The organism is Natranaerovirga pectinivora (genome assembly GCF_004342165.1).
Lineage (GTDB): Bacteria > Bacillota > Clostridia > Lachnospirales > DSM-24629 > Natranaerovirga > Natranaerovirga pectinivora.
In genome coordinates this window covers 199,830-225,679 of sequence record NZ_SMAL01000002.1, presented here as the reverse complement: position 1 = coordinate 225,679, position 25,850 = coordinate 199,830, and the positions used below count along the sequence as shown (strand labels likewise).

25 protein-coding genes are annotated in these 25,850 nt (G+C 31.2%); 8 read left to right on the top strand and 17 right to left on the bottom strand.

The genetic code is table 11. The features are described 5' to 3' along the window. The first annotated feature begins 5 nt into the window (after nt 1-5). The 5 genes from EDC18_RS03560 to EDC18_RS03540 all read left to right on the top strand — a co-directional run bounded on the left by EDC18_RS03560 (nt 6) and on the right by EDC18_RS03540 (nt 6,038). Entirely contained in the window at nt 6-665 is a 660-nt protein-coding gene (locus tag EDC18_RS03560; RefSeq protein WP_132250370.1) for a hypothetical protein, read from the top strand. Between the two features lie 9 nt (nt 666-674). Continuing rightward, nucleotides 675-1,310 (top strand): ABC-2 transporter permease, encoded by a 636-nt coding sequence (locus EDC18_RS03555; protein WP_132250368.1) that lies wholly within the window; start codon nt 675-677, stop codon nt 1,308-1,310. 148 nt (nt 1,311-1,458) lie between these two features. Then, on the top strand, nt 1,459-2,529 hold the full coding sequence (locus tag EDC18_RS03550) for a LacI family DNA-binding transcriptional regulator (RefSeq protein WP_132250366.1): 1,071 nt from the start codon (nt 1,459-1,461) through the stop codon (nt 2,527-2,529). Between the two features lie 13 nt (nt 2,530-2,542). Continuing rightward, entirely contained in the window at nt 2,543-4,279 is a 1,737-nt protein-coding gene (locus EDC18_RS03545; RefSeq protein WP_132250364.1) for an ABC transporter ATP-binding protein, read from the top strand. After that, entirely contained in the window at nt 4,236-6,038 is a 1,803-nt protein-coding gene (locus tag EDC18_RS03540; protein ID WP_132250362.1) for an ABC transporter ATP-binding protein, read from the top strand. The genes EDC18_RS03545 and EDC18_RS03540 overlap by 44 nt, the downstream gene beginning before the upstream one ends. A gap of 100 nt (nt 6,039-6,138) precedes the next feature. On the opposite strand, the gene EDC18_RS03535 is transcribed toward EDC18_RS03540, so the two are convergent. From EDC18_RS03535 to EDC18_RS03520, 4 genes are all read right to left on the bottom strand, one after another. Beyond that, a complete protein-coding gene (locus EDC18_RS03535) occupies nt 6,139-7,311 on the bottom strand; it encodes a SpoIIE family protein phosphatase (protein WP_132250360.1) in 1,173 nt (390 codons plus the stop codon). Next, the gene (locus tag EDC18_RS03530; protein WP_165878464.1) at nt 7,311-9,023 is read right to left on the bottom strand and encodes a [Fe-Fe] hydrogenase large subunit C-terminal domain-containing protein; all 1,713 of its coding nucleotides are present in this window, start codon (nt 9,021-9,023) and stop codon (nt 7,311-7,313) included. The genes EDC18_RS03535 and EDC18_RS03530 overlap by 1 nt, the downstream gene beginning before the upstream one ends. After that, complete coding sequence (locus EDC18_RS03525) at nt 9,010-9,264, bottom strand: (2Fe-2S) ferredoxin domain-containing protein (protein ID WP_132250356.1); 255 nt, start codon at nt 9,262-9,264, stop codon at nt 9,010-9,012. The genes EDC18_RS03530 and EDC18_RS03525 overlap by 14 nt, the downstream gene beginning before the upstream one ends. A 192-nt stretch (nt 9,265-9,456) precedes the next feature. Then, a complete protein-coding gene (locus EDC18_RS03520) occupies nt 9,457-9,897 on the bottom strand; it encodes a signal peptidase II (protein WP_132250354.1) in 441 nt (146 codons plus the stop codon). A gap of 129 nt (nt 9,898-10,026) precedes the next feature. Between EDC18_RS03520 and EDC18_RS03515 the strand changes: the two genes are divergently transcribed. Further along, entirely contained in the window at nt 10,027-11,574 is a 1,548-nt protein-coding gene (locus EDC18_RS03515; protein WP_132250352.1) for a putative polysaccharide biosynthesis protein, read from the top strand. A 103-nt stretch (nt 11,575-11,677) separates the two neighbouring features. Here the strand turns inward: EDC18_RS03515 and EDC18_RS03510 are convergent, their stop codons facing one another. After that, complete coding sequence (locus EDC18_RS03510) at nt 11,678-12,433, bottom strand: tRNA threonylcarbamoyladenosine dehydratase (protein WP_132250350.1); 756 nt, start codon at nt 12,431-12,433, stop codon at nt 11,678-11,680. Nucleotides 12,434-12,597: 164 nt separating this feature from the next. Between EDC18_RS03510 and EDC18_RS03505 the strand changes: the two genes are divergently transcribed. Then, nucleotides 12,598-13,341 (top strand): glycerophosphodiester phosphodiesterase family protein, encoded by a 744-nt coding sequence (locus tag EDC18_RS03505; RefSeq protein ID WP_132250348.1) that lies wholly within the window; start codon nt 12,598-12,600, stop codon nt 13,339-13,341. A gap of 122 nt (nt 13,342-13,463) precedes the next feature. On the opposite strand, the gene EDC18_RS03500 is transcribed toward EDC18_RS03505, so the two are convergent. From EDC18_RS03500 to EDC18_RS03470, 7 genes are all read right to left on the bottom strand, one after another. After that, nucleotides 13,464-13,835: a C-GCAxxG-C-C family (seleno)protein gene (locus EDC18_RS03500; protein WP_132250346.1), complete on the bottom strand. Its 372-nt coding sequence runs from the start codon at nt 13,833-13,835 to the stop codon at nt 13,464-13,466. A 128-nt stretch (nt 13,836-13,963) separates the two neighbouring features. Further along, nucleotides 13,964-16,558, bottom strand: a complete 2,595-nt coding sequence (gene adhE / locus EDC18_RS03495) for a bifunctional acetaldehyde-CoA/alcohol dehydrogenase (RefSeq protein ID WP_132250344.1) — start codon at nt 16,556-16,558, stop codon at nt 13,964-13,966. 161 nt (nt 16,559-16,719) lie between these two features. Then, nucleotides 16,720-17,568, bottom strand: a complete 849-nt coding sequence (locus EDC18_RS03490; RefSeq protein WP_132250342.1) for a dimethylarginine dimethylaminohydrolase family protein — start codon at nt 17,566-17,568, stop codon at nt 16,720-16,722. Nucleotides 17,569-17,708: 140 nt separating this feature from the next. Beyond that, complete coding sequence (locus EDC18_RS03485; RefSeq protein WP_132250340.1) at nt 17,709-18,131, bottom strand: PPC domain-containing DNA-binding protein; 423 nt, start codon at nt 18,129-18,131, stop codon at nt 17,709-17,711. 76 nt (nt 18,132-18,207) lie between these two features. Next, nucleotides 18,208-19,095 (bottom strand): SDR family oxidoreductase, encoded by an 888-nt coding sequence (locus EDC18_RS03480; RefSeq protein WP_132250338.1) that lies wholly within the window; start codon nt 19,093-19,095, stop codon nt 18,208-18,210. 166 nt (nt 19,096-19,261) lie between these two features. Next, a complete protein-coding gene (ablB, locus tag EDC18_RS03475) occupies nt 19,262-20,110 on the bottom strand; it encodes a putative beta-lysine N-acetyltransferase (protein ID WP_132250336.1) in 849 nt (282 codons plus the stop codon). A gap of 85 nt (nt 20,111-20,195) precedes the next feature. Beyond that, nucleotides 20,196-21,080: a radical SAM/SPASM domain-containing protein gene (locus tag EDC18_RS03470; RefSeq protein ID WP_132250334.1), complete on the bottom strand. Its 885-nt coding sequence runs from the start codon at nt 21,078-21,080 to the stop codon at nt 20,196-20,198. An 84-nt stretch (nt 21,081-21,164) separates the two neighbouring features. Between EDC18_RS03470 and EDC18_RS03465 the strand changes: the two genes are divergently transcribed. Beyond that, nucleotides 21,165-21,416 carry a hypothetical protein gene (locus EDC18_RS03465; RefSeq protein WP_165878463.1) on the top strand — a complete coding sequence of 84 codons (252 nt, stop codon included), beginning with the start codon at nt 21,165-21,167 and terminating at the stop codon, nt 21,414-21,416. Nucleotides 21,417-21,575: 159 nt separating this feature from the next. Here the strand turns inward: EDC18_RS03465 and EDC18_RS03460 are convergent, their stop codons facing one another. The 5 genes from EDC18_RS03460 to EDC18_RS03440 are packed head-to-tail and all read right to left on the bottom strand — an operon-like array spanning nt 21,576 to nt 25,825. After that, a complete protein-coding gene (locus EDC18_RS03460) occupies nt 21,576-22,841 on the bottom strand; it encodes an ABC transporter permease (RefSeq protein WP_132250330.1) in 1,266 nt (421 codons plus the stop codon). A gap of 33 nt (nt 22,842-22,874) precedes the next feature. After that, the gene (locus tag EDC18_RS03455; protein WP_132250328.1) at nt 22,875-23,552 is read right to left on the bottom strand and encodes an ABC transporter ATP-binding protein; all 678 of its coding nucleotides are present in this window, start codon (nt 23,550-23,552) and stop codon (nt 22,875-22,877) included. A 39-nt stretch (nt 23,553-23,591) separates the two neighbouring features. After that, nucleotides 23,592-24,791, bottom strand: a complete 1,200-nt coding sequence (locus EDC18_RS03450; protein WP_132250326.1) for an ABC transporter permease — start codon at nt 24,789-24,791, stop codon at nt 23,592-23,594. A gap of 40 nt (nt 24,792-24,831) precedes the next feature. Beyond that, nucleotides 24,832-25,479: a hypothetical protein gene (locus EDC18_RS03445; RefSeq protein WP_132250324.1), complete on the bottom strand. Its 648-nt coding sequence runs from the start codon at nt 25,477-25,479 to the stop codon at nt 24,832-24,834. Between the two features lie 25 nt (nt 25,480-25,504). Further along, nucleotides 25,505-25,825 carry a hypothetical protein gene (locus EDC18_RS03440; protein ID WP_132250322.1) on the bottom strand — a complete coding sequence of 107 codons (321 nt, stop codon included), beginning with the start codon at nt 25,823-25,825 and terminating at the stop codon, nt 25,505-25,507. Nucleotides 25,826-25,850 lie beyond the last annotated feature (25 nt).

Below are 25,850 nucleotides of genomic sequence, written 5' to 3'. Positions count from 1 at the left end.
TTTAAATGGTACGTTTAGTAAAAAGTCACTTTATGTATTTGTATAAAAGGAAAATATTATTTACTATAATCTGTATGTACCACTTTATTATGATAGGTGCAATTTCTATAGGTTTATTTTTAGGGGATACTTATGATTATGGTTTGATTACTGGTTTTAATATAGTTGTTATAATGAGCATTAGTTCCATATTAATGTTTACCTTTACCATTCCTGCTCGTGATGAGCCTATTACTAAATTTTATTTGAATTTACCCTTGTCACGTAAAGACTATATTTTAGGTATGTATATGTATTTGGTCATACATTTATTAATTTTTTTACTGCCTTCCATACTATTTGCATTAATTGTTTTTTTTGTAAAAGATGGTTTTAGTTTAAATCTTATAGGGTTATTTGTTTTGAACTTCTGTATTTATATTTTTTATGTTTTTATAAATTGTTTTCTATTTATAACCTTTAAGTATGGTCAAATATTTCTATTTATTTCATTTTGGTTGTCTTTATATACTTATAAATATCTCCTTGATTTTACACAGTTTAGTTCAAATTTGATAATGAATCGTTCAGCCAATATACTTTTTTATGTACTCATTACTGCTGTTTTTACTTTAGTGATGTTCTATTTAACCTTATTTGGTTTTTCTCGTAGAGATATTGATTAGGGGGTAGTTATGTTGATAAAATATATACAGTTTTATTTAAAATCTAATAATGCTTTAAAGACTTGGCTTGGAATACTCTTTGGTATTTTTATAATGTATTTTCTAAACTTATATTCGGATGATTATTTTGTAATAAGTTGGACTTCCATTTATTGTTGTTTTTATTTTATATATACCAATAATAAAGAACATAGACAGTTATTACTAAAAAGTTTTCCTATTGAAAATAATAAAGTCATTAAAAGTTTATTTATCTGCAATATGATTGTTTTGTTTGTTATACTAACATCTATTTTTATCGTAATATACTTATTTAATTTATATGCCGGCACGCCTTATACATTATCTAATTTATATAATGTGTATATTATTACATTACTTATACTTGTAATTCTAATACCTGCTATTCAAACAAAAACTTTAGATCACAAAAGTGAAAATATAATTTTTTTATTAATTATCCCATTTATTTTATTCATATTTTTAAGCGTATTTATTAAACTTATATTAGAAAGAAATATTTTAGCTCATTTTTTTGACTCCTATATAATCCACTTAACACTACTAACCGTTGTGTTAGGCATATGGTCAAACCACTCTTCTTATAAAGCAGCTTTAGAAAAATATCCTAAGTTGCAATTCTAAGCTACTAAAAAACAAGTATTATATCATCTTTTGATTAATGCTTGTTTTTTTGTAAAGCAAAATAACGCAAAAATTAAGCAAGTTTTACGTAGTTTTTTACTTAAGTTTTCTATATAATATTACTTAAGAAGATTAGGAGGTACTTAACATGAAAAACAAAAAGCCAACTCTAACAGAGATTGCTAACGCTCTAGGCATTTCTACTGTTTCCGTAAGTAGAGCTTTATCAGGTCAAAGTGGTATTAGTGATGATCTTAGAAATAAAGTTATAGATAAGGCCAATGAATTAGGTTATCTTAAGAAAAAAAGCGATTCCCTAAAAATTTTGGTACTCCATTTAAAACCTTATACTCAAGACAATAGTAACTTTAGCCTTTTAATGCAACGCTTAGAGAGGTCTCTTCAACACGCAGATACAGATTATAGCATTGAATTTATACCAAAAGAAACTCAAGATCAATTGCTTCTTCCTTACAAACTTTCAAAATGTGGCCATTTTGATGGGGTAATCTTTATTGGAAAGTTTGATTTGAAATATATGGCATTGGTCCAAAAGAAAATTCCTTGTCAAGTATTGTTTACAGGCTACTCTCCAGGATATATGGGTGATAGTATATGGTTTAATTTCAATAATTCTGGTTATCAACAATGTGAATACCTTATACAAAAAGGCCATAAAAACATTGGCTTCTTAGGAAATATAAGCTTAATACGTAATAAGGAAAAACTTCTTGGTATTACCACAGCTTTAGAAAATTATAACCTATTGCCTAATGAAGATTTATTTATAGAAAATATTGCATTCTCAAAAAAAGATCAGTTAGCTTTGTTTACTAATAGGGATCATTCTATATCTTATATCGATAAGACGGATATAAATTATTCTAAAAAACTTGTTGAGTTGATTCAATCTAAAAAAGATCTAAGCGCCATTATATGCGAATGGGATTTTACAGCCATTGAGCTGATTAACCTCCTTCAAGAACATAATATTAAAGTACCTGAAGACATCTCCATTATGGGTAGTGGCAATAGTGAGTACGCTACTGTTACCACACCAACCTTAACAACTATGGATATTAATGTGGCATACGCAAGTGATTTGGTTGTAAAAACTTTAATCAAACGTATTAAATTACCATTTAAACATTATAAAAACATAGGGGTTTTATGTACCCTTGTAGAAAGAAATTCTGTAACAAATAAAAAACAATTATAAGGTGGTGAATGCTTTGAGCAATAAGATAATAACGAACTTTATTAAGAAAAATAGTTTTTTTTATATCGTTGGAATTGTACTAATGTTAACTGCTTCATTAACTCAAGCATTAATCCCAACTATCGTTGGAAATACCATTGATTTAATGCAGGATGCTAACTTTGACCAATCTCTTATATTGAATAATATTTTCTATATTATTGGGATCACACTTCTTGTTTTTCTAGCAACCTTTGGCTGGAGAAACTTAATCATCGGTAATTCTAGAAAATTGGAATGCACTTTAAGAGAGCACCTTTTTAACCACTTTCAAAAATTATCTCCTGAATTCTATAACAAACGAAAAACAGGAGACCTCATTGCCTATGCTATTAATGATATTAATGCTGTGAGAATGACCTTTGGTCCTGCCTGTGCCCTTTCTATTAATAGTTTTGTTATTTGTGTGTCCGCTATTTATTTTATGGTGGCTAATGTTAATTTAAGATTAACCTTACTTTGTCTTTTGCCTTTACCAGTGGTTGTGGTTTTTATGCTCAGGGTTGGTAAAAAGATACAGTTGAGATTTAAAAAAGTTCAAGAAAACTTTGCATCTATATCTGATTGTGTTCAAGAAAACATCTACGGTATTCGAGTTGTTAAAGCCTATGTCCAAGAAGAAAAAGAAATTGCTAAATTTGAAAAACTAAATAATAATATGGAAGAATCTACCCTCAATATGGTAAAAACCTCTTCTGTTCTTGAACCTGTTATTGAGATATGTTTTAGTATTAGTTTTGTTCTAAGTTTATTAATTGGTGGGAATATGGTTTTACAAAATCAAATAACACTTGGTGCGTTTGTTGCTTTTCAAGGGTATTTGACAATGATTATGAAACCCGTCTTAAATATTGGAAAAGTGATTACCCATATTCAACGTGGTATGGCTTCTTTAATTAGATTAAAAGAAATTTTTAATACTGAGCCCCATATTAATGAAAACAACCATTTAACCACCCCTCCTATTAATGGGGAAATCCGTTTTGAGAATTTAAGCTTTACGTATCCATCATCAAAAATGAAAGCCTTAAATAACATTAGTTTTGATATACCAAAAGGTCATACCATAGGTATTGTTGGTAAAACAGGGTCAGGGAAAACCACAATCATCAACCTTCTATTAAAATTATTCAATACTTCAGAAGGTGTAATAAAAATTGATGATAGAAGTATTGATCATTTTCCTTTAGAAAACATCAGAAATAGCATTGGTTTGGTGCCCCAAGATTCATTTTTATTCTCTACATCTATTAAAAACAATATCACATTTTTTAAAGATATTTATTCTAATAAAGATATAGAAGATGCCTCTCAAAAAAGCTACATATACAAAAGCATACTGGGTTTTTCTGATGGCTTTTATACCAAGTTAGGGGAACAAGGGGTTAATCTATCCGGTGGTCAAAAACAAAGGATTGCAATTGCTCGTGCCCTTATTAAAGACCCTGATATTCTTATATTAGATGATTCTTTATCTGCTGTAGATACAGAAACCGAAAGGAAAATCCTTACTTCCCTTAGAGAAGTAAGAAAGGATAAAACAACGATTATTATTGCCCATAGAATTTCTGCTGTAGAACATGCCAATGAAATTATTGTTTTAGACGAAGGAGAAATTAAAGAAAAAGGCAGTCATAATGAACTCTTAGAAAAGGGAGGTATGTATTATGAGATGTATCATGAACAATATTCAAAAGATGATATTGCCTAAAAAACAATCTAACTCCCGTAAAGATAAAAAGATTTCAACAATTAAAAAACTTTTTAGTTTAACCGTCCCTCATTATAAAAAAATATTACTTGCCCTACTTTTTGTATTAATCATAAATGTTGTTCAGATTATTAAACCCTATATATTAAAAGTGGTTATTGATGATTTTTTAATTAAAAGGATGTCTGCTAATGGGTTATATTCTGTTACCTCTATGAGCATTTTATATCTTACCCTTTCCCTCATAAGTGCCATATTAATATATTTTCAGGTGAATATCATAAATAGAGTTGGCCAAAAAATCATAAAAAACTTAAGAGGCAGGGTTTTTAAAACTATACAAGCCCTACCCCTACATTATCTTGATAAAACATCCTCTGGTAGACTTATAACTAGAGCAACCAATGATGTAAACGAATTAAACGATCTGTATTCAGAAGTTTTGATAAGCCTTTTTAAAGACGTATTCCTACTTGTAGGGATTGTTTCGGCAATGTTTTTAATGAACGTAGAATTGACTCTTATCTCTTTTATCGTTATACCTATTATGGCTTATATTGTTGTAAAATTAAAAACCAAGTTAAGAGCCAATTTTGTTGATATGAAACATTATGTCGGCAAAATAAATGGCTTTATGGCAGAAACCATTTCTGGAATGAAGATCATACAAATCTTTAGAGGGGAAAAGGAAAAACAAAAAGAGTTTTTAGAGATCAATAATGATTATATGAAAACCACATTCCTTCAAGTAAAATACAATAGTTTGCTTAAACCTGCTGCAGAGCTATTTCAATCCTTTGCTACTGCCTTATTGCTTTGGTATGGTATGACTAGAATCACCAATCAAACATTAGAACTTGGTGTCCTTTATGCTTTTACAGTTTACATTAGGCAGTTTTTTAATCCTATTTCTGATTTGGCAGAGAAATATACCAGCATTCAATCTGCATTGGTCTCTACTGACCGTATCTTTGATTTGTTGGATGAAAAAGAGATTCTAGAAGATACGGACATTGGCCTTAGCCTGGATACCATTCATGGTGAAATTGAGTTTAAAAATGTTTGGTTTTCTTATGATAATGAAGAATGGGTATTAAAAGATGTAAGCTTTAAAGTCAAAAAAGGAGAAACCTTTGCTTTTGTAGGTGAAACAGGAGCAGGTAAATCCACTATTATCAATTTAATCAATGGCTTTTACAAAATACAAAAAGGTGAAATTCTTATAGATGGCATCAATATTAATGATATCAAGTTAAAAGACTTAAGAAAAAATATATCTGTTGTCCTACAAGATTCCTTTTTATTTTCTGGAGACATTTATATGAATGTAGCTCTTAATAACGATATTGATGAAAAAGAAATCCAAGAGTTTCTTGACCTATCTTGTGCTTCATCCTTTATTAATAATTTTGAAAAAGGAATCCATACACCTGTAATGGAAAGAGGGAATAATTTTTCATCTGGCCAAAAACAATTGCTTTCTTTTGCAAGAGCCATTGCTCAGAAACCTTCTGTTATTATCTTAGATGAAGCAACAGCCAATATTGATACCCATACTGAAAAATTAATTCAAAGAGGTATTAATAATATAACAAAAGATAGAACAACTTTAATCATCGCCCATAGACTTTCTACCATTAGAAGTGCAGATAAGATTATTGTCCTAAAAGACGGAGAAATTGTTGAAGCTGGAAGTGACCAAGAACTAATTGATAACGGCGGTTATTATAAAAGTATGCTTGTACATAATTACTCATAAACTTTAGGTACAGAGGTTTACATTAACACCTCTGTACCTTTTTACTAGGAAAATTTTCAAAAAGCTTGATGCTGTTCTAAACAACACTTTCTTTATACCTTTATATATACGTTACTTCTACTTCTTTTCCCAGAAAATTTAATATATCTTGTAGTTCCTTTACTATATTTACCTTTATATTAAAATCAATTGGGAACTTAGGGTTTTGATGGGCTGGATTTACAGCCCTACCAAGCCAAATATGTAAATGGGTACAATCTTCTAGTAAAATTTTAGCAAGTTTAGATGCGCCATTATTTTCATTCAATAACTTTTGATAAATCAAATGATCATTTATTAGTAATGTCTCTTTGATGATTTCTAGGGTTTTTTTCATTGTCAATACCCCTTCTGTAACCAAATCCACTCCTTCTATTCTAGCCATTGGGGGTACATCCTCAGCGTAAGTATCCATATCTACAATTAACGCTCTATTAAGTATCCTCGAAACTATATTTGCTGTTGTGCCGCCAGAGACAACAATTTTTCCAGCTGAATGTTTTAAGTAATTCACCAATTTAATATCATCTTCCATACTTTCAGGTGGCCCTGTAAACAAATTCACTACCTCTGGTTGTCTTAATTTAATAGAAACCACCGTTGTATCATCACCTGGTTTATTATCGTATAAATTCTCACATGCATTAATCAGATGCCTAGAAACATTTTTTGAACACTTTTCTTTTTTTGCGATTTCTCTTAAAAAATCATTGATATTTTCCCATTGCCAACCTAAATTCAATAATTTTCCTACCCCAGCATGTACCGCCCCATCACTTACAACAGTAAGCAACCCATCTTGATCCATTCTAAATTGGCTCTCATAAATCACTTTACCATTCAAGGTCTTTTTTTCTTTGTAAATTTTTCTATCTCTTCCATTATCAAATATAAAAAACGGTGGATTATCACATTCCGCTATATATACCCCCCCATCATTTTGCACTTTTATAATGGTAAAGGTGGAATAAGCTAATCTTCTCACCTGACATTCTGGCAAAGTATTACTTATGGTATCAATGGTTTCTTCTAAACTTGCACCTTCCTTAAGCATAGTTACAGCTATTTTTGATGTTAAGGTTGCTAGTATATTGGCTTTTACGCCACTACCCAGTCCATCAGCCAGTACAATGATAACACCGTCATCGGATTTCACTATTTCAATATGATCTCCACATAATTCTTCTCCCCATTTGTTAATACTATTGTAAGAAACATCAATATAATATTTCATTACAAACCACCTTCTTCACCTTTAACAACTTCTTTTAGCTTGGTTAATGCTACTTTTGTCTCTGCAGTTGTTTCCCCTAGTAAGCTAGCAATCTCTTGTGCAACCCTCATTTGTTTGTTTATAACGTTTTGGGCTATATTTAAAGTGTTTTCTCTCATCTCACTTAATTCTTTTTTCCTTTTTTCTTCTTGAGTAATATTTGTAATGATTGTAAGGAGTATATTTTCTTTATGCAAGTATAAAATGTTCAAAATACCTACCAAATTATTATGATTGAATTGAATACGCTTATTAATGATATCACTTTTTAATCTAAAAATATTTTCCCATTCTATTTGATTGATTAGATTCTTAATAGGTTGACTAATATACTTCTCACTTTTTATCTCAAACATATTTTTAGCTGAAGGGTTTAAGTCAATAATATTTAACTGTTCATCGACTATAAATATTGCATTAGGAGAATTCAAAAAAATAACATTGCTTAAACTTTCTGCTTTATTTCTCATATAGGGCATACACATATCTATTTGGGACACCCCTTCAAAGACTGCTAGGGCTTTTTCGCGGCAGGTATTATAACCACAAGCACCACAATTAAGTTCATCAATTAATTGATACTTTCCTAATTTTTTTAATATTTTATTTAGAGTTGATTCACTTATTTTCTCTTTTTCTTTTTTCTGACTTTCAAAAGTTCTCTTTAACTCATTATCTGTTAAGAAATATAAAGGTTCATTTCCTTTATTTTTGTTTGTTATATATCTTTTAAGCTTCTGCTTTCTATTAAATAAACCAACACTATTTTTAGGTATTGCTGGACCACCTATGCAACTTTCATTACAAGCACTGATTTCTATAAATACTTTAGATAAAGATTTGTTTTTTAATTCTTCAAAAACACTTTTAGAATTACTTAGTCCTGTAATTGATAAAATATCATAGCCCTTATTAATTAGACAGTCTCTTAGACCATTGGCTATGCCACCAACTATTGGATAGCTACGTCCGTTATCTTCACCATTATACCCCAGTACCTTTTTTTCATAATTATCGCCTAAATATTGATCACTGTCTTCAATCCACCCTACAACCTCTTCTAGTGTTAGTACGGCATCAATCATTCCTGCATTATATTGATTGAGAGCTTCACATTTTTTACTAATACATGGTCCAATAAAAACCGTCATTGCCTCTTTTTTTTCTTTTTTAATCGCTTTTCCGTGAGCAATCATAGGGGATACAAAAGGCAACATGTATTCAATACTTTCTGGATAATGTCTTTCCACAAGCAAATTTATTGTAGGACAACAACTGGTCACCACATAATTAGGGTTATTTTCTTCTATGTAATTAGCGTAAGCTTTGGTTATATATTCTGCACCTATTGCTGTTTCTTCTACTGAAGAAAAACCCAACCCCATTAACTGTTGAATAAATGTATTAGGTTCTGTAAAAAAGCCTGCAAAAGATGGTGCCAAACTACCAATCACTTCTTGTCCTTTGTCAATAGCTTCTTTAACAATCTCTATATCACTCTTTATGTGTCTAGCATTTTGAGGACATACGACAAAACATTGTCCACAAGCAATACAAAGGTTTTCATCTATTTGTGCTTGATTTTCATTAAATCTTATAGCTTTGATAGGACAAGTTCGTAAACATTTATAACAATTTCTACAGTTAGCAGATGCAAAATTAAGTATTCTCATATGACACCTGCTCTCTAATAGCATAAAAAAAAGCATTTACCTTGTTTGGTTCAAGTGAATATATTTTATCTTGATTAACTTTTACAGATACAGCCTCTGTACAATGACCTAAGCAGAAAGCTGCTTTAATAGTAATTTGATCTTCAAGAAAAGACTCCTGCACCAAGCTTTCTATTTTTGATATAATTTCATAAGAGCCCTTTAGATGACAGGCGCTTCCAACACAAACTTCAATAACCATAACCAATCCTCCCAAAAAACCAAATACATTATTTTTAGTATAAAATATAGTTAATTTTTTGTCAAAGTTTTTTCAAATTACTTCAATAATTTTCAACGTTTATATACGAAGATTTCCTAGTCTATAAAAAAAGACAATCCTAGAAACTCTCCTAGAATAGCCCTTTTTATTATCTCTATTATACTTTATATTTTATTTATTTCTTCCAAATAACAACAATATAATACATCCTATAAATATAAACATATCCCCCAAGTTAAAAACTACTTTTTTTAAAGATTTAAAAGAAAAGTAATCAATTACATGGTTTCTTTTTAATCTATCATAGAAATTACTTAATGCCCCTCCCATAATTAAAGCTAATGCAAATTTTGTCACCGCATTCCCTTTAAATATAATAAGTTTCAAAAGATATATCATCATGGAACCAATTGCAATGATATTAGCTATAAACAAATATTGGGGCTTTTCCTTAAAAATTCCCAAAAAAGCACCTTTATTATAGCATTTCGTTAGAATAATATTCCCATTTAATATATACTCATCTTTATGTAATGCTCTGGTTTTATCCATCTTGACTTTTATAACTTGATCCAATACAAATAATAATGCAATTAAAAAGATATATATCATCTCGTAGTCTCCTTACAATTAATTTTTCTTTATTTACTTATCTTTTATCATACTGAAATAAATACATAATGACAAGCCTATTAGAATATATTTCTCTTAAATAGATAGAAAAAGCATAGGCGATTGTATATGAAAAGAAACAAAAAAGATTCCATCATTAAAGGGGCTATTATATTAACTATTGCAGGGCTTATTACTAAAGTTATAGGATTCTTATATCGAATATATATGTCTAATCTTATCGGCTCTGAAGGAATGGGGATATTTCAATTAATTTTTCCTGTGTTTATGATTTGTTATACCATATGTTGCTCTGGATTGTTTACTGCTATATCAAAACTTGTAGCTGCACAAAGGGCTTCTAATAACACTAAAAATATGTCCCGCATCATCAATACAGCCACATTTATAACATTGGTTTTATCACTAATACTTTCTATCATTATATACGTATTTAGTGAATTTATTAGTTATAATTTATTAAAAGAACCTAGAACTTTACTTTCATTAAAAATCCTTGCTTTTACAGTTCCATTTACAGCTATAGGCTCCTCTGTTAAAGCATACTTTTATGGTTTAAAGAAAACCTTTATCCCTGCTAGTTCACAATTAATTGAACAAATTATAAGAGTTGCTGCTGTTTATTTGTTAGCAAGTACCTTTATTCCTAAAGGATTAGAGTTTGCTTGTGCTATGGCAGTAATAGGTATGGCATTAGGAGAAATAATCACTTGTTTCTATGTTATTATTTCTTATAGAGTATCCATAGGAAAAAACACTGAAGAGAGATGCTCTAATTATAATTCTTACAGAAAAATTGCCAACAATATTGCAACTATTGCCATCCCTCTAACAGCAAATAGGGTATTGATTACGATTTTATCTAGTGTAGAAACAATCTTGATCCCTTCAAGGTTACAACTATTTGGTATGACCCATTCTAATGCTCTAAGTTTATATGGTATGTTAACTGCAATGGCAATACCCTTGGTAATGTTTCCTTCTGTCTTTACAAATTCATTATCTCTCCTGCTCTTGCCAGCAGTTTCTGAAGCCAGTGCCGCAAAGAACAAGAACACCATCAAACATACAACATCAAAGACACTACAGTATTCCTTACTTATAGGTATTATTAGCACATGTATTTTTATTGTATTTGGTAAACCAATGGGCACGCGAATATACAATGAGCCCTTTGTTGGAAATCTTTTAGTGATACTTGCTTGGCTATGTCCATTTATATATCTTAATACCACACTAGCTAGTATATTAAATGGCTTAGATTATGAACTTATTACTTTTAGAAATAATACTATTGGATTAGGCATTCGCATTGTATTTACAATCTTTGTTATACCAATTGCTGGCCTTAAAGGTTACCTATGGGGATTGTTAGTAAGTAGTTTGATAATCACCTTATTAAATTTAATAAAGATTGTAAAAGTAACTACAGTTAAATTTGATATTTCAAAATGGTTATTAAAACCAATCTTTGCTGCAGTTATATCTTCTATATTAATTAGCTATATCTATTATAATTACATACAATATTTAACAGGATCTTTATTAATTTTATTTGCTAACTGTATTATTCTTGCTTTAATATATATAATTATATTAATTTATTTTAAATGTATTCCACGGAAGGATCTTGGTAATGTGAAGCGTTCTATCTAGCATTATTTTTATAGAACTATTCTAAAAAACAATATACTCCCCTTACAGATAGACAATCAACAATGATTGTCTTTCAACAAGGGGAGTATATTAGTTTGTATAACTATCCTTTATACCCTATTAAATCTTTTACAACTTCTGAAGCAATAATCAACCCAGAAACAGATGGCACAAAAGACATACTTCCTGGAATTTGTCTTCTTGTTACACAAGTTCTATCTTTATTTGGGCATATACAATTGGTTTTGCAATCCCCTTCTAAGGCTATAGGCGTTAATGGTGCTTCTTTTGAATAAACAACTTTTAATTTTTTTATAGCTCTTTTTTTCAGTTCTTTTCTCATTACTTTTGCTAATGGACATATGCTTGTCTTATAAATATCTGACACTTCTAACATAGCAGGATTCATCTTATTTCCTGCGCCCATTGCACTTATAATAGGAATTTTTTTATTGTTACATCTTTCAATCAAATCTAATTTAGACGTAACCATATCTATGGCATCAATAACATAATCATAGTCATCTGATAATAATTTTTCAGCAGTTTCAGCAGTGTATAACTCTTGATACGCTACAACTTCTACTTTTGGATTAATGGTTAAAATTCTTTCTTTCATTACTTCTACTTTAGGTTTACCAATTGTTTTACGTGTGGCATGTAATTGCCTGTTTATATTTGTAAGACATACATCATCATCATCTACTAAAATGAGTTTTCCAACACCACTTCTAACCAATCCTTCAACAGCATAAGTACCTACGCCACCTATTCCAAAAACTGCTACCGTTGAATTTTTTAATTTCTCAAGTCCTTCTTTACCAATAAGCATTTCTGTTCTAGAAAAAGCATGTAACATAATCAGCACCTCTATAATATTTTATTTCTCTAGTTATCATATATGAATATAAGGTATAAATCAAGCGTTTCACTATTATTTTATTAGTAATTACAGATTGATTACCTATCACTTATCCTTCTGTACTTTCGTATATTATTATAAGAAAAACCTTGGAGGAATTTATGGGTATTCACTATTTACACGAAATTAAAAGAACACCTCCACTTGAGACCCTTATCGCCCATGCAGGCGGGTCTATTTATGGCATTCCTTATACAAATTCTTTAGAGGCCCTAAACAATAGTTATATGAATGGCTTCAAACTTATTGAATTAGATTTTCACTGGACAACAGATGGTTATCCTGTCTGTATACATGATTGGGATTCTACACCTAGATGGTTGTTTATGAATACCTCTAGACAATATTCTTTAGAAGAGTTCTTAAACAAAGACACCCTTTTGAATCTTACTCTCTTAGATCTCAATAGACTTGAGCAATGGCTTATTTTTCATCCAAGTATCTATATCATCGCAGATATTAAAAAAGATTATATTCGATTATTAAAGTATATAAAAGACCATCATCCAAAGATACAACACAAATTCATCCCTCATCTCTATTCATTTCATGATTATGAATATATTAGATATTTAGGGTATTCTTATGTTATTCCTGCACTTTATAACCTTGCTACTTCTGATACAAGTTTATTTCACTTCCTAGAAGGCAATGAAGTTTTTGCTGTTAGTATGCCCTTACTTAGAGCCTTAACCCTATTACCTAGGAATCTGTATTATCTAAATGTGCCTAGTTATGCACATACCATTAATTTTAACAAAACATTATCCACATTAAAAGCCAATAAAGTCACAGGTGTCTATACAGATTATTTACGCCCTAATTCAATCCAATCTATTAGATAATAACCCTATTAAACACTCATTCCCACAATAAAATGAAGGACCAAAAGATATCATATAAGCCACTTGCCTTTTCCACTACAATAACATTTGCCACTGCACCAACAACATAATTTTATAATTATCTACATTCCTTCTTTTGTTACAATTTCGTTAAGAATATTATATGCATCTTCAACAAGATTTTCACAAGGCACACCTTGTTTTTTAAGTTCAATACACTCAAGTGAACCATACTTATCTTTTATTTTTTTTAATAAAGCCTTGGTATCTTTTCTTGTTTCATTTATTTCTTTAGAATCTTCTCTTCCTTTTGAAGCACCAATAACAATAAGGGCCGCTGTGATGGCACCACAAGTGCTTCCAATAGTCATTCCAGACCCAAAAGGACTTCCTAGGGCTACTGGAATACTTTTATTATGTTCTGTGTTGTATCCCTTTATTATTGCCTCTGCACAATTGTACCCTTCATTATAAAAATCTATTGCTTTTTTCACAATATCACCTATTCATGTCTTTCTCTTCCAATTTCTTTCCTATTGTATTGTACATGCTTTCCTATATTCTTTCAACAAATATTTGTTAAAAAAAACACCCCACAAATAATATGGGGTGAGATAATAGTCTATTCACCATAATAAGCACGTTTATAAAGAGCAACCAATTCAGATACTAAAGGCAATCTAGGATTTGATGTGGTACATTGATCTTCAAAGGCCTTATCCCCTAAATACTCTACTTTAGATAAAAAGATATTTTCTTCAATACCGTGGTCTTTTATGCTTTGAGGGACATCCACTTCCTTCATTAAATCTCTTACGGCTTTAATAAGGGATTTTACACCTTCCTGAGGTGTGGAAGCTCCTAGCCCTAAATGTCTTGATATCTCACTATACTTTTCAGGAGCAATATATTTCTCATACTTTGGAAAAGAAACAAATTTAGTCGGTGTTTCAACACCATTGTATTCAATCACATAAGGCAATAATATAGCATTGGCAGCCCCATGAGGAATATGAAATTCTCCCCCTAACTTATGAGCTAAAGAATGATTAATCCCTAGAAAAGCATTGGTAAAAGCCATTCCTGCAATGCAAGAAGCATTATGAACTTTTTCCCTTGCAACTTTGTCATTGCCATTATTGTAAGCTTTTGGAAGATAATCAAAAATCAGTTGAATGGCTTTTAAGGCTAAGGCATCTGTGTAATCTGATGCTAAGATAGAAACATAGGCTTCTATTGCATGAGTTAAAACATCTAATCCCGTATTGGCCGTTACTTTAGGTGGTACCGTCATAACAAAATCGGGGTCAATAATGGCAACATCTGGTGTCAATTCATAATCAGCTAGAGGATACTTTATATTTTTTTCCTTATCTGTAATAACCGCAAATGAGGTTACTTCTGATCCTGATCCTGATGTGGTAGGAATTGCTACAAATTTTGCTTTCTTACCCATCTTAGGGAATTTATAAACTCTTTTTCGAATATCCATAAACTTCTGAGACATATTGTTAAAGTTTGCTTCAGGATGTTCATAGAACAACCACATACCCTTTGCTGCATCTATGGCTGAACCGCCTCCTAATGCAATAATGACATCTGGATGAAAACCATTCATTAATTCGGTTCCTTTATAAACCGTTTCTAGAGATGGATCTGGTTCTACATCACTAAATATCTCACAATGTACATAATCAAGTCGTTTTCTTAAATAATATAATACTTTCTTTACATATCCAGATTCTCTCATATAAGGATCCGTAACAATTAAAGCACGACTTATATTTGGCATTTTACTTAAATATTGAACAGATCCTGATTCAAAATAGATTTTCTCAGGAATTTTAAACCATTGCATATTTACTTTTCTTTTTGCCACCCTTTTCTTGTTAATTAAGTTAACAGCTGTAATATTAGATGTTGTAGAATTTTTACCATAAGATCCACAGCCTAAAGTTAAAGAGGGCATATTCGTATTATATATATCCCCTATGGCACCATGGGTAGAAGGTGAATTTACTATTATTCTTCCTGTTTTTAACTTTTTTGAAAACCCATCAATAATGTCTTCATCATTAGAATGAATAACAGAGGAATGGCCTAGACCTCCTAATTCAACCATAATCTCTGACATTTTTATACCTTCGTTAGCATCCTTTGCTTTTACTACCGCTAATACTGGTGATAATTTTTCATAGGATAGCAAATGTTTTTCACCTACGCCATCTATTTCACAACATAACACTTTAGTATCCTGTGGAATTTCTATATTGGCCATTTTTGCTATTTCGTAAGGTGATTTCCCTACAATATTGGAGTTAACAACTTTTTTCCCTACATTTATAACCACAGATTCAATTTTTTCTATCTCTTCTTTCGTCGCAAAATAACAGTTTTGCTTTTTCATATAATTGGTCACTTTTTCATAAATACTTGATTCAATAATGGCAGCTTGCTCAGAAGCACAAATCATTCCATTATCAAAAGACTTTGATAAAATTAAATCTGTTACGGCTCTTTCAACATTTGCTGATTTTTCTATGAAGCAAGGAACATTACCAGGTCCAACACCTAACGCAGGTTTTCCTGTTGAATAGGCTGACTTTACCATTCCTGAACCTCCAGTCGCCAATATTAACGCTACTTCTGGATGATTCATTAATTTTTGCGTGGCTTCTAGGGATGGTTCTTCTACCCATTGAATACAATCCTGAGGCGCTCCTGCTTTGATTGCTGCTTCTTTTAAAATCCTAGCCGCTTCTGAAGAACAATGTTGAGCAGAAGGGTGGAATGCGAAAATAATAGGATTTCTTGTTTTCATTGCTATTATTGATTTAAATAAAGTTGTTGAAGTTGGGTTTGTAACTGGCGTAACACCTGCAATCACGCCTACAGGTTCGGCTACTTCCATATAATCCTCCTCTTCATTTTCTTCAATGATGCCTACGGTTTTCTCGTATTTTATACTATGATAAATGTATTCTGTTGCAAACAGGTTTTTTATAATCTTATCTTCATATATGCCTCTTTGGGTTTCTTCAAATGCAAGTTTAGCCAAATACATATGTTGATCTAACCCGGCTAGTGCCATTTCTTTTACAATTTTATCAATCTGATCTTGCTCCATTAACATAAATTCATCTAATGCTTTTTGCGCTTTTTGAACCAATACGTCAACCGTTTCTTGAACTTTTATTAATTTTGTATTATCATCCATTACCGCAACTCCTTTTTATTATTTGCTGTATGAATTATTAAAATGTAGGTCTGACTTATTCATTATATGTTCAAATATCTTTTTCTTTACACCAGACAACTATTAGAAAAATAAAAAAACCTCTTAAACATTTAAGAAGTTTTTGTATCAATATTTTTTATTTAGCCCTTTCTTAAAAGGGGCATAGTACAACATCTAAATGAACCACCTGATTTAATAATCTCTGAGAATTCTACTTCTATTACATTAAACCCACGACTTCTAAGAGCAGCATTCACATTTCTATTCTCAGGCAAACTAAAGACCTTCTTATTACCAATAGAAAACACATTGGTTCCTAAAGAAAATTGCTCTTCCTTACTCACTTGAATTAAGTCATATCTACTTTCTAAAAATTTTATTGTATCTTCATTTAATGCTTGGGGATAATACAATGCTTCATTTTCAGAGACAATATTAAAAACACAATCTAAGTGTAAATACTTTTCTCTAAAATCAATGGTTACAACTTCATAATCTGTAAGAAGTCTTTGTAAATGATTAATGGCATTTTGGTTGGTTCTCTCGCTCAGACCTATATAGACGGTCTTACCATCAATAATTACGTCACCGCCTTCAATTTCGTCACCAATTAAATTAAAGTAAGAAATCATATTGCCTTCCAAATAATTTTTCAGTGCATCCTCTTCACCAACTCTAGCTTCATTAGCCATATCTGCAACAAAAACTGTTTCTCCTAGAACAAATCCAATATCTCTAGTAAAAACTTGCTCATGATATTTATTAAGAGGAGGTAACATGATTACATCAACCCCATTTAACTTCAGTTGTTCAACAAATTTATTATGTTGTAACATAGCAATATTAATTTGTATATTTTCATCTAAATAGTGTTTTTGAGTTTCATTAATTGCTTCTCGTATGGTCATATATTTAGGTTCACATACTATCACCTTTTTAAGCACATTATATTCACTATTGCAGTATGTTTTTAAGTCCAATCCTAACATTTAATCCCTCCACACCATTATTTTAGGGCTTGAAATTTTTGTTTTCAATGGAAGCTTTAGGCTCTTTCAAAGCTAAGCTTAAGTTAAATTAATTACTATTAGGATTGCCTATTCTCTAGCTTTTTATTACTTACTGCTTTCTACAAAAACTTATACAAATTTAAACCTATTTGTTCATTAAATTCTCTTTCTACTTGTCCATCAATTATTGTTAATACTATCTCACAAGTACCACTAATAACTGCTTTATTCAAATGGCCACCAAATACATTCATCTCCACATCAGAAATATTAATATGGGTATGCAAATAGGTTTCTCCATTCATTGTAGATACACTACCTACCAAACTTGTGATTTCATAATCGCCACTAAAGGTTTTAGAATAATATTTTTTTTCCTTCGTATTAAATAATCCCACTGTAATCTCATCTGCTGCACCAAGACCTGTATATGAACCTGCTTTTATTTGCTCTTTGTCACAAATTGCTTTTATACATTCAACAACTTCTTCTTTAGGATCAATTCTTATGACCACACTATTATTAAATCTTTTATATTCCATTACCATCACCTTCCAATAACTTTTCTTAATTATAGCATAAAAACCACCTATTAAATAAGTGGTTTAAATAAACTGTTTATAAGATTTCATTTGTAACAGGTATCACTTGACCCGTTACATATCCTGAATCTTCCGAAGCCAAATACACATATGCAGGTGCAATTTCAAAAGGTTGAGCAGCTCGTTTATAAGGAGTATTCCTTCCAAACTCTGACACAGTATTAGGCGGAAATGTGGATACAACCAAAGGTGTCCATACAGGTCCTGGCGCAACAGCATTCACACGAATGCCATTATTTACCAAAGACATTGCTAGTGATTTTGTAAGGTTTATTATGGCACCTTTTGAAGCAGCATAATCCATTGCACCTGAATTGCCTTTTACTCCAACAATTGATGATGTGTTAATGATGCTACTACCAGTTTCCAAATATGGAAAGGCTGCCTTAATCAAATAGATATATGAAAATAAATTTGTAGTAAATGTATCTTCTAATTGCTCTTGAGTCATATCAAGAACACTTAAAGTTTGATAGGCAATGGCATGGTTGTTTACAAGTATATCAATTCTCCCCATAAACTCCATAGTTCTTCTAACCATTTCTTCACACTCATTTTCTAATCTCAAATCTGCCTCAAAAAGCAAGCATTCTTGACCTAAATCATTAACCCTTCTTTTTGTATCCATAGCATCTCTGTGTTCATTTAGATATACTATTACTATATCTGCTCCTTCTTTTGCAAATGCAATAGCTACAGCTCTTCCAATTCCACTATCTCCACCTGTAATAATAGCTACTTTTCCTCTTAATTTACCTGAACCTACGTAACCATCATAATCCGATATAGGATTAGGAATCATTCTATATTCAAAACCTGGCCTTGCTTGACTTTGAGGTGGAAAGGGTATCGGCAGATCTTCACACTCTTCTTTTCTACTATAATAAGGATAGACTGGATACATAATAATCTCCAATTTTATATTTTACTTCATTATATTCAAACAATTTACCTTTGGTCTCCATTAAAATAGTTATACCATTGGCTATACTTATACATGCCTTTGGGCATCAATGGGATTCAACCTACCAAATTATTAACCTATTCTTTACATATCAATAAGCATCAATCTATAAAACTTTAACCCATATATTCATATTTTCAAATCCTCCACAAATATGACAATGATTAACTAGCTTACCCCCATACTCATAATTATGTTTGGCAAATATAATATTCATTCCTGCTGAGATAGACCTTGCTGTACTATAAAACACATTATAATTTTTTCTTCTCATTTCTTTTTCTAATTCTAATATTAATCTTCCCATTAACCCCTGTCCTCTATGTTCTACTTCTGTTGCACAATCTGTCATTTCCGCATTATAATTTTCAGGGTCCATATCTGCTGAAGCAGAGCTTATAATCCTGTTGTTATAAGTAATTACTTTAAAATACACATGGTTTTTCATAGCATATTTTATATACTCTCCATTGTTCATAGGTGATGGATAAGTTTCAAACACACTTTTATATAAACGTGCCAATTGTTCAGCATCTTCTTCACAGGCATCCCTTATCTCGTATTTGTCATATATTATATATTCATAATTGTCTTTTATATAATCTCTTGATCTAATTAATACCTCTTCTTCCTCTGGGACATACAAACTCATCTTTCTTTCTTGTTTTAAAAATTTAGATAAAAAGTATCCAGGTTCCCCTTTTAGAAAACTATAAACTTTAGCTTCCATAATAAAATTATTTTTTTTAAATACTTTAATATCAGCCTCGCCACCAATATAAAAAATCTTCCCTGCATTAACTTTCTTTGCAATAATCTCAATCTTTTCTAACAAGAATGCTATATCACCCTCAAAGGCAACAATCTTTATCCGTTGATTAAATGTATCTACTTTTATAACGCCATATCCACCATTAAAATCTACTCTCTCTGTTTTTGGAATATCTAATAGCATATAATCGCCCCTTAATTACTGTATATATATATTTTATCGCTTTTTATATGCTTTAATTCTAAAAAAGTTAGATTCTCAAAAGAATCTAACTTTTAACCTGGCTGAATCTTAATCTATAACCACACTTTCTACACAACGCTTCAATTACTTCTCCATTAGAAAAACTATTATATATATCTGTTGCTTTTTTACTTTCTATAATCTCTTTGAATGAAGAGTTTTTCAAATTACCCAAATCCATAATGCCTTCACCATCAAGACAACAAGGCACCACTGTTCCATCAACTAAAATAGCGATTTGATTTCTTAGACCGTGACAAAAGCCTTTTGAACTTATTTCTTGTATTTGTAAATCAGGCCAATTAAATTGACTTTCTTGATTAATATATAATCGCTCTTCTATCTTAATACCTTTTCCAGGTTCTACTTTTTCTTCGATTTGAAAATCTAAATTAAATTCTTTTTCAATTATTTCTAGCATTTGACGATTTTTTTTCTTTTGAGTATTGGTTGCATTATCCTTTTGAAGGTTCCATAACCTTAAAGAAATTATTATGTTATTTTTAATTGCATCCTTTGAAAAAGATATGATGGAATTCATATACTCTAACATTTTTTCAGAGCCTTTTTCATCCTCAAAACTATGGAGAGAAAAATTCACCTGTCTTAATGAAGGTATCTCTAATATTTTATCTTTAACTAAATTAATTAATGTACCATTGGTTGTAATATTAACATAAAATTCTTTCTCATAACTAATCTGTAATAATTTTTCTAGTTGGGGATGTAATAAAGGTTCTCCTTTTACATGAAAGTAAAGATGTTTACTATATCCTTTAATCTGCTCTAATATATTAGTAAAGGTATCAATATCCATGTATTGACTTAATCTTTTTGTAGGCGGGCAAAAACTACAACTAAGATTGCATATATTAGTAATTTCAATATAAGTCTTTTTAAATTTTTTCATCTCTTTATGCTCCATTCATTATTTACTAGAAATAAATCCTTTGTCTATGAATATAATATAAAAAAGGATAATAGTTGGTTCAATATGACTCCACATAACAATAATCTTGATAAACTTTTATCTCTCCTTGCAACAGCAGCATTCCAAAAAGCAATTAATGGAGAACTTGTTAATCAAGAACTCTTATTAACTGCTCAAGCTGCTTTATTAAAGGCTCAAATTCCTTATGATGTTAATTACTCTCCTGGAACACAAAGAATTGCACCCTTTGCCACTTTATTAATATTTATAACACCAATTTGGTCAGTACGTATAGTCTTTAACTTCAATTCTTAGTCTTGTAGAAATAAATAGAATAGAATTCTATTCTACTTATTATACTTTATTTTTTAATTTAATTAAATATCTCAATGGTACTACAAAGCTACCTTATAAATTACAACAATTTATTTATATCAAAAAAAGAGAGGCCTAAACCTCTCAGTTTTATTTTTTCTATATAAATCTTAACGCTTCAACAGGATCTAAATTTGCAGCTTTGCGAGCTGGATAAAGACTTGAAACCAAACCAATTACAATTGCTAATCCAACTGCTAATAATAAAATATCCAATCTCCAAGGAATCTGTATATCCATTCCTGCTAAATATGGTCCAGCATAACTTGCAATAAACATACCAATAAAATATCCAATAATTCCACCCACTGTACTTATTATAACACCTTCAAGAACAATCATCTTAGCAATATCAGACTTTCTAAATCCTATAGCTCTAAACACACCAATTTCATTGGTTCTTTCCCTGACAGAACTTAGCATTGTTAATCCAACTACTAACATTCCTACCAATAATACAAGTAGGGATATGGACATTCCAAAACGAACCAATCTCATTAACATCTCATCTCTTCTTAAAGTTTCTTGACGAAGACTTGTCACATAGGTATGTGGAAGTTCTCTTTCTAATTCTAAAAGCAGTGCTTCTTCTGATCCTTTGAAGTAATCTACTGCCATTTCGATTACAGTAATCTCTTCAGGCCGCCCTAACAACTCTCCAGCAGCAACAAGATTCATGAAAATTTGTTGGTCTTCCGTAGAACCACTTTCTAGTAGAATAGCACTTATTTCAAATTCTTTATCTGAAATAACTAGAAAATCTCCTTCTTTAATATTAAGTGAATCTGCTATTACAGCTCCCACTATAATTTGTTCATTTGAAATAGTAAGTCTTTCTAAATCTTGACGACTTAAATCAATGAGTTCAAAGTCCATTTTCTTATCTTCACCTTGTAAGGGACTTATCTCCAAAGCTTGTGAATCTGACATTTCCATCCCGTCATCAATTCTTAACCAAGGCTTAATTAAAAATTCCTCTTGAAGGTTAGCCCCAACTACCATGATCCTTTGCCCCGTTTCTAAAGAATTAAATCCTAATAATTTTGGAGCAATAATTCTTATCATATCACTAGATGGTAATGCTTCAATTTTAGAAACATCTTCTGTTGTTAGTTGTTCAACATCATACATAATCTCAGGCAATGTTATCCCACCATAAGAGAATGTTAAGCCTCCTGCATCTGGTGTAATTACAACATTTACACCAAATTCAGTTACTTGTCTTGTCATCTCTATTTTCATTGTCTCAACTACTCCGTATACAGAAACAACTGTAGCAATTCCAATAATTAACCCTAACAACACAAATAACATTTTTGCTTTACGTCTACGGAGATTGTTTAATATTATATTATGAAGTTTCACTTTATCCCTCCCTTATACTTTTATATAAAATTATTAGTCTAATGATAATTTACCATCTTTCATCATTATCGTTCGCCCCATATAACGGGTGTTATCCGGATTATGCGTTACCATTAATACAGTTAACCCTTCTTCATTTAACTGTTGAAACAACGCCATAATTTCATCACCTGTTTTAGTATCTAAACTACCAGTAGGTTCATCTGCTAAGATAAGAGGTGGCTCATTTACAATAGCTCTTGCAATGGCAACTCTTTCTTGCTCTCCTCCTGAAAGCTGGTTTGGTAAGCGGTTCATTTTCTCAGTCAAGCCAACACGACCCAATACGTCTGCTGCCATCTCTCTTTTTTCTTTATTAGATCTTTTTGTAGTTGTTAAAGGTAACATTACATTTTCAATAGCTGTTAAATAAGGTATTAATTGAAATTGCTGAAATACAAATCCTAAGTATTCTCTTCTAAAGTCAGCTCTTTTTTCTTGTGATAATTTGTATATATCAATGCCATCTATTTCTATGGTTCCAGAAGTAGGTGGATTTAAAGCACCAATAATGGATAACATGGTACTTTTTCCTGAACCTGAGTGCCCCATTACACTAATGGATTCACCTTTCATAACGTCAAAGCTTACAGACCGCAAAGCTTGGACTTCATCTCCCATAGATTTATATGTTTTTTTAACTTCTTTTAACGAAATCATTATTTCAGACATTCTTATGCCTCCTTATAATTAGTTTCACTGTGAATACATTTATAAAAAACGTAGTGCTTCTGCCGGGTCAAGCTTTGCAGCTTTTATAGCTGGATATGCACTTACTATGATTGCTAAGCTTGTTGATAACAACACTGCTGGTAATAATAAATTAAACTGAATAGGCACACCACTTTGGATTCCTGCTAGGTAAGGACCTGCATATTTTGCGCCTAGACTTCCAAAAGCAAATCCAAGAACACCACCTAAAATACTAACCATTCCAACTTCTAAGAAAATAATTTGTATAATATGACGCTGACGGAACCCAATAGCTCTAAATATACCAATTTCTCTGGTTCTTTCATTAATAGAAGATAACATAGATATTAAAACAACTAATGCTGCAATTAAAAGTACCATCCCTGATAGGGCATAACCAAAAGCTGAAAATTGTTCAATTGTCTCTTCCCTAAAAAGAGCTGCTTGTCTTAAAGGAATGCCACGGGCATTAGGAATGGCTTCTTCTAATCCCATTGTAACTTCCTCTATAGGACAGTAATTACAGTATGCTGAAATCTCTATCATAGAAAGTTCACCAGGTCTATTAAGAATATTTTGAACCACTGTCAAATTAGCAAATATAAGGCCATCTTCTTCACTTCCAAGTTCATCTAATACACCATAAACATAAAAAATCCTATTATCTATTTCTAATGCATCACCAATTTGCACATTAAATGCCCTTGCAGCCGATAACCCAAGAATTAAACGATCTTCAGGCAATTCCAGCAGAGCCAAATCGCCTACCCTATCTCCTGGTGCAACACCTTCTTGATATCTCAATGAAAACCACGGCTTTTGTGAAAACTCTTGTTTCGTTTCTATACCTACAATTAAAGACTTTTGACCTTTAATATCTACAGCTCCTACTAGTTTTGGTGATACTATATTAATGTACTCAGCAACGGATGAAGTAAAAATAGGTGGGATATCTTCCATTGTTAATTTTTGGACATCAAAAGTTAAATCCGAGACCATGGCATTACCATAACTCATTTCCATTCCTTCTGTACGAGGAAGTAAAATGGCATTGGCACCGAATTCATCAATTCTATCCCCTAAATCTTTATTCATTGCTTCTATAATATTTAGAAAAGCTATAACTGTCGCTACTCCAACAACTAATCCCATCATTAGAAAAAGCATTTTCATTTTTCTACGTTTTAAGTTACTTAAAGCAATCTGAAATATACTCATTTTTTCACCTCTATTTAACTGCTACTATTTTGTAATAATTTTAGTATTGAAACTCATAGAACTCACCATCAAAGTAAGCTAATCCTAAAAACACTTCTTCATCATTATGGATATAGATTTCCATATGACACCCAAAATTTACTACTTCTGCTTTTGCATCTTTTGCACCTGGATGATCCCCATATTTGTTTCTGAAATATGCCAGAGCCTTTTTCCCTAATTCATCATCATCAAAACTTTCTACTACTGCCTCTCTATAAAGCTGGGGTGCATCTTGTATTGAAGGTGATTGGGTAGTAGGTGCCGGTTCAGATACATTAGGGTTTGTCGCAGTAATAGTTTCACTTATAGATGGGGACCCACTATTGCCATTTTGATTCCCATTTGTATTGTTACTTTCTGGTATTATTGTTGGATTACTATTTTCATTAGAAGTTACTGGTTTTTCTCCTTCAGTAACTTCATCAAGAATATCACTTTCTATTTCTTCTTTTTCATCTATTGCTTCTTCTGTGTTTGAATCATTCTCTCCAAAAAGAATATCTACGTCAATTTCATCTGTATTTTCTGTAGTAAAGAGTTCATTGTTTCTACCTTGTATAATTTTCACGCCAGTTGTTACACCCACTACTAATATTATTGCTAGCAAACCAAAAGCTATATGATTTAACTTCTTGTTTTTAAACACATTTCCACCTCTATTCATTCAAAAACTAAATTTCGCTTACTCTACCATTAAAAAAAGATAATCTAATCTTTAATTGGTCCCCTTCATATATGTGAATTTCTCGATGACAGCCAAAATTTCTTATGACTGCTTCCGGTTCCTCTGCTCCTACTTGTTCACCATAATGATCCATATAGTATTCTAATCCCAGTTGACGCATTGTATCTGTATTTGTACCTGCTAAAAACCCTTGAGTAATGCCTAATCTGTTCATCCCAAACAAAAGGACTACAATGATTAATGCAACATAAATTAAGTTTCCTATATCGAACTTTCTTTTTTTATTGTCTACTTTAATCTCATTCATATTTTGTCACTCCTTCACAAAGGCA

Excerpts from the sequence above, each read along its gene's own strand:
- EDC18_RS03560 (WP_132250370.1), top strand. The coding sequence starts at position 6 with ATGGTACGTTTAGTAAAAAGTCACTTTATGTATTTGTATAAAAGGAAA.
- EDC18_RS03555 (WP_132250368.1), top strand. The coding sequence starts at position 675 with ATGTTGATAAAATATATACAGTTTTATTTAAAATCTAATAATGCTTTA.
- EDC18_RS03550 (WP_132250366.1), top strand. The coding sequence starts at position 1,459 with ATGAAAAACAAAAAGCCAACTCTAACAGAGATTGCTAACGCTCTAGGC.
- EDC18_RS03540 (WP_132250362.1), top strand. The coding sequence starts at position 4,236 with ATGAGATGTATCATGAACAATATTCAAAAGATGATATTGCCTAAAAAA.
- EDC18_RS03535 (WP_132250360.1), bottom strand. The coding sequence starts at position 7,311 with ATGAAATATTATATTGATGTTTCTTACAATAGTATTAACAAATGGGGA.
- EDC18_RS03530 (WP_165878464.1), bottom strand. The coding sequence starts at position 9,023 with ATGAGAATACTTAATTTTGCATCTGCTAACTGTAGAAATTGTTATAAA.
- EDC18_RS03525 (WP_132250356.1), bottom strand. The coding sequence starts at position 9,264 with ATGGTTATTGAAGTTTGTGTTGGAAGCGCCTGTCATCTAAAGGGCTCT.
- EDC18_RS03520 (WP_132250354.1), bottom strand. The coding sequence starts at position 9,897 with ATGATATATATCTTTTTAATTGCATTATTATTTGTATTGGATCAAGTT.
- EDC18_RS03515 (WP_132250352.1), top strand. The coding sequence starts at position 10,027 with ATGAAAAGAAACAAAAAAGATTCCATCATTAAAGGGGCTATTATATTA.
- EDC18_RS03510 (WP_132250350.1), bottom strand. The coding sequence starts at position 12,433 with ATGTTACATGCTTTTTCTAGAACAGAAATGCTTATTGGTAAAGAAGGA.
- EDC18_RS03505 (WP_132250348.1), top strand. The coding sequence starts at position 12,598 with ATGGGTATTCACTATTTACACGAAATTAAAAGAACACCTCCACTTGAG.
- adhE (WP_132250344.1), bottom strand. The coding sequence starts at position 16,558 with ATGGATGATAATACAAAATTAATAAAAGTTCAAGAAACGGTTGACGTA.
- EDC18_RS03490 (WP_132250342.1), bottom strand. The coding sequence starts at position 17,568 with ATGTTAGGATTGGACTTAAAAACATACTGCAATAGTGAATATAATGTG.
- EDC18_RS03485 (WP_132250340.1), bottom strand. The coding sequence starts at position 18,131 with ATGGAATATAAAAGATTTAATAATAGTGTGGTCATAAGAATTGATCCT.
- EDC18_RS03480 (WP_132250338.1), bottom strand. The coding sequence starts at position 19,095 with ATGTATCCAGTCTATCCTTATTATAGTAGAAAAGAAGAGTGTGAAGAT.
- ablB (WP_132250336.1), bottom strand. The coding sequence starts at position 20,110 with ATGCTATTAGATATTCCAAAAACAGAGAGAGTAGATTTTAATGGTGGA.
- EDC18_RS03470 (WP_132250334.1), bottom strand. The coding sequence starts at position 21,080 with ATGAAAAAATTTAAAAAGACTTATATTGAAATTACTAATATATGCAAT.
- EDC18_RS03465 (WP_165878463.1), top strand. The coding sequence starts at position 21,165 with ATGACTCCACATAACAATAATCTTGATAAACTTTTATCTCTCCTTGCA.
- EDC18_RS03455 (WP_132250328.1), bottom strand. The coding sequence starts at position 23,552 with ATGTCTGAAATAATGATTTCGTTAAAAGAAGTTAAAAAAACATATAAA.
- EDC18_RS03450 (WP_132250326.1), bottom strand. The coding sequence starts at position 24,791 with ATGAGTATATTTCAGATTGCTTTAAGTAACTTAAAACGTAGAAAAATG.
- EDC18_RS03440 (WP_132250322.1), bottom strand. The coding sequence starts at position 25,825 with ATGAATGAGATTAAAGTAGACAATAAAAAAAGAAAGTTCGATATAGGA.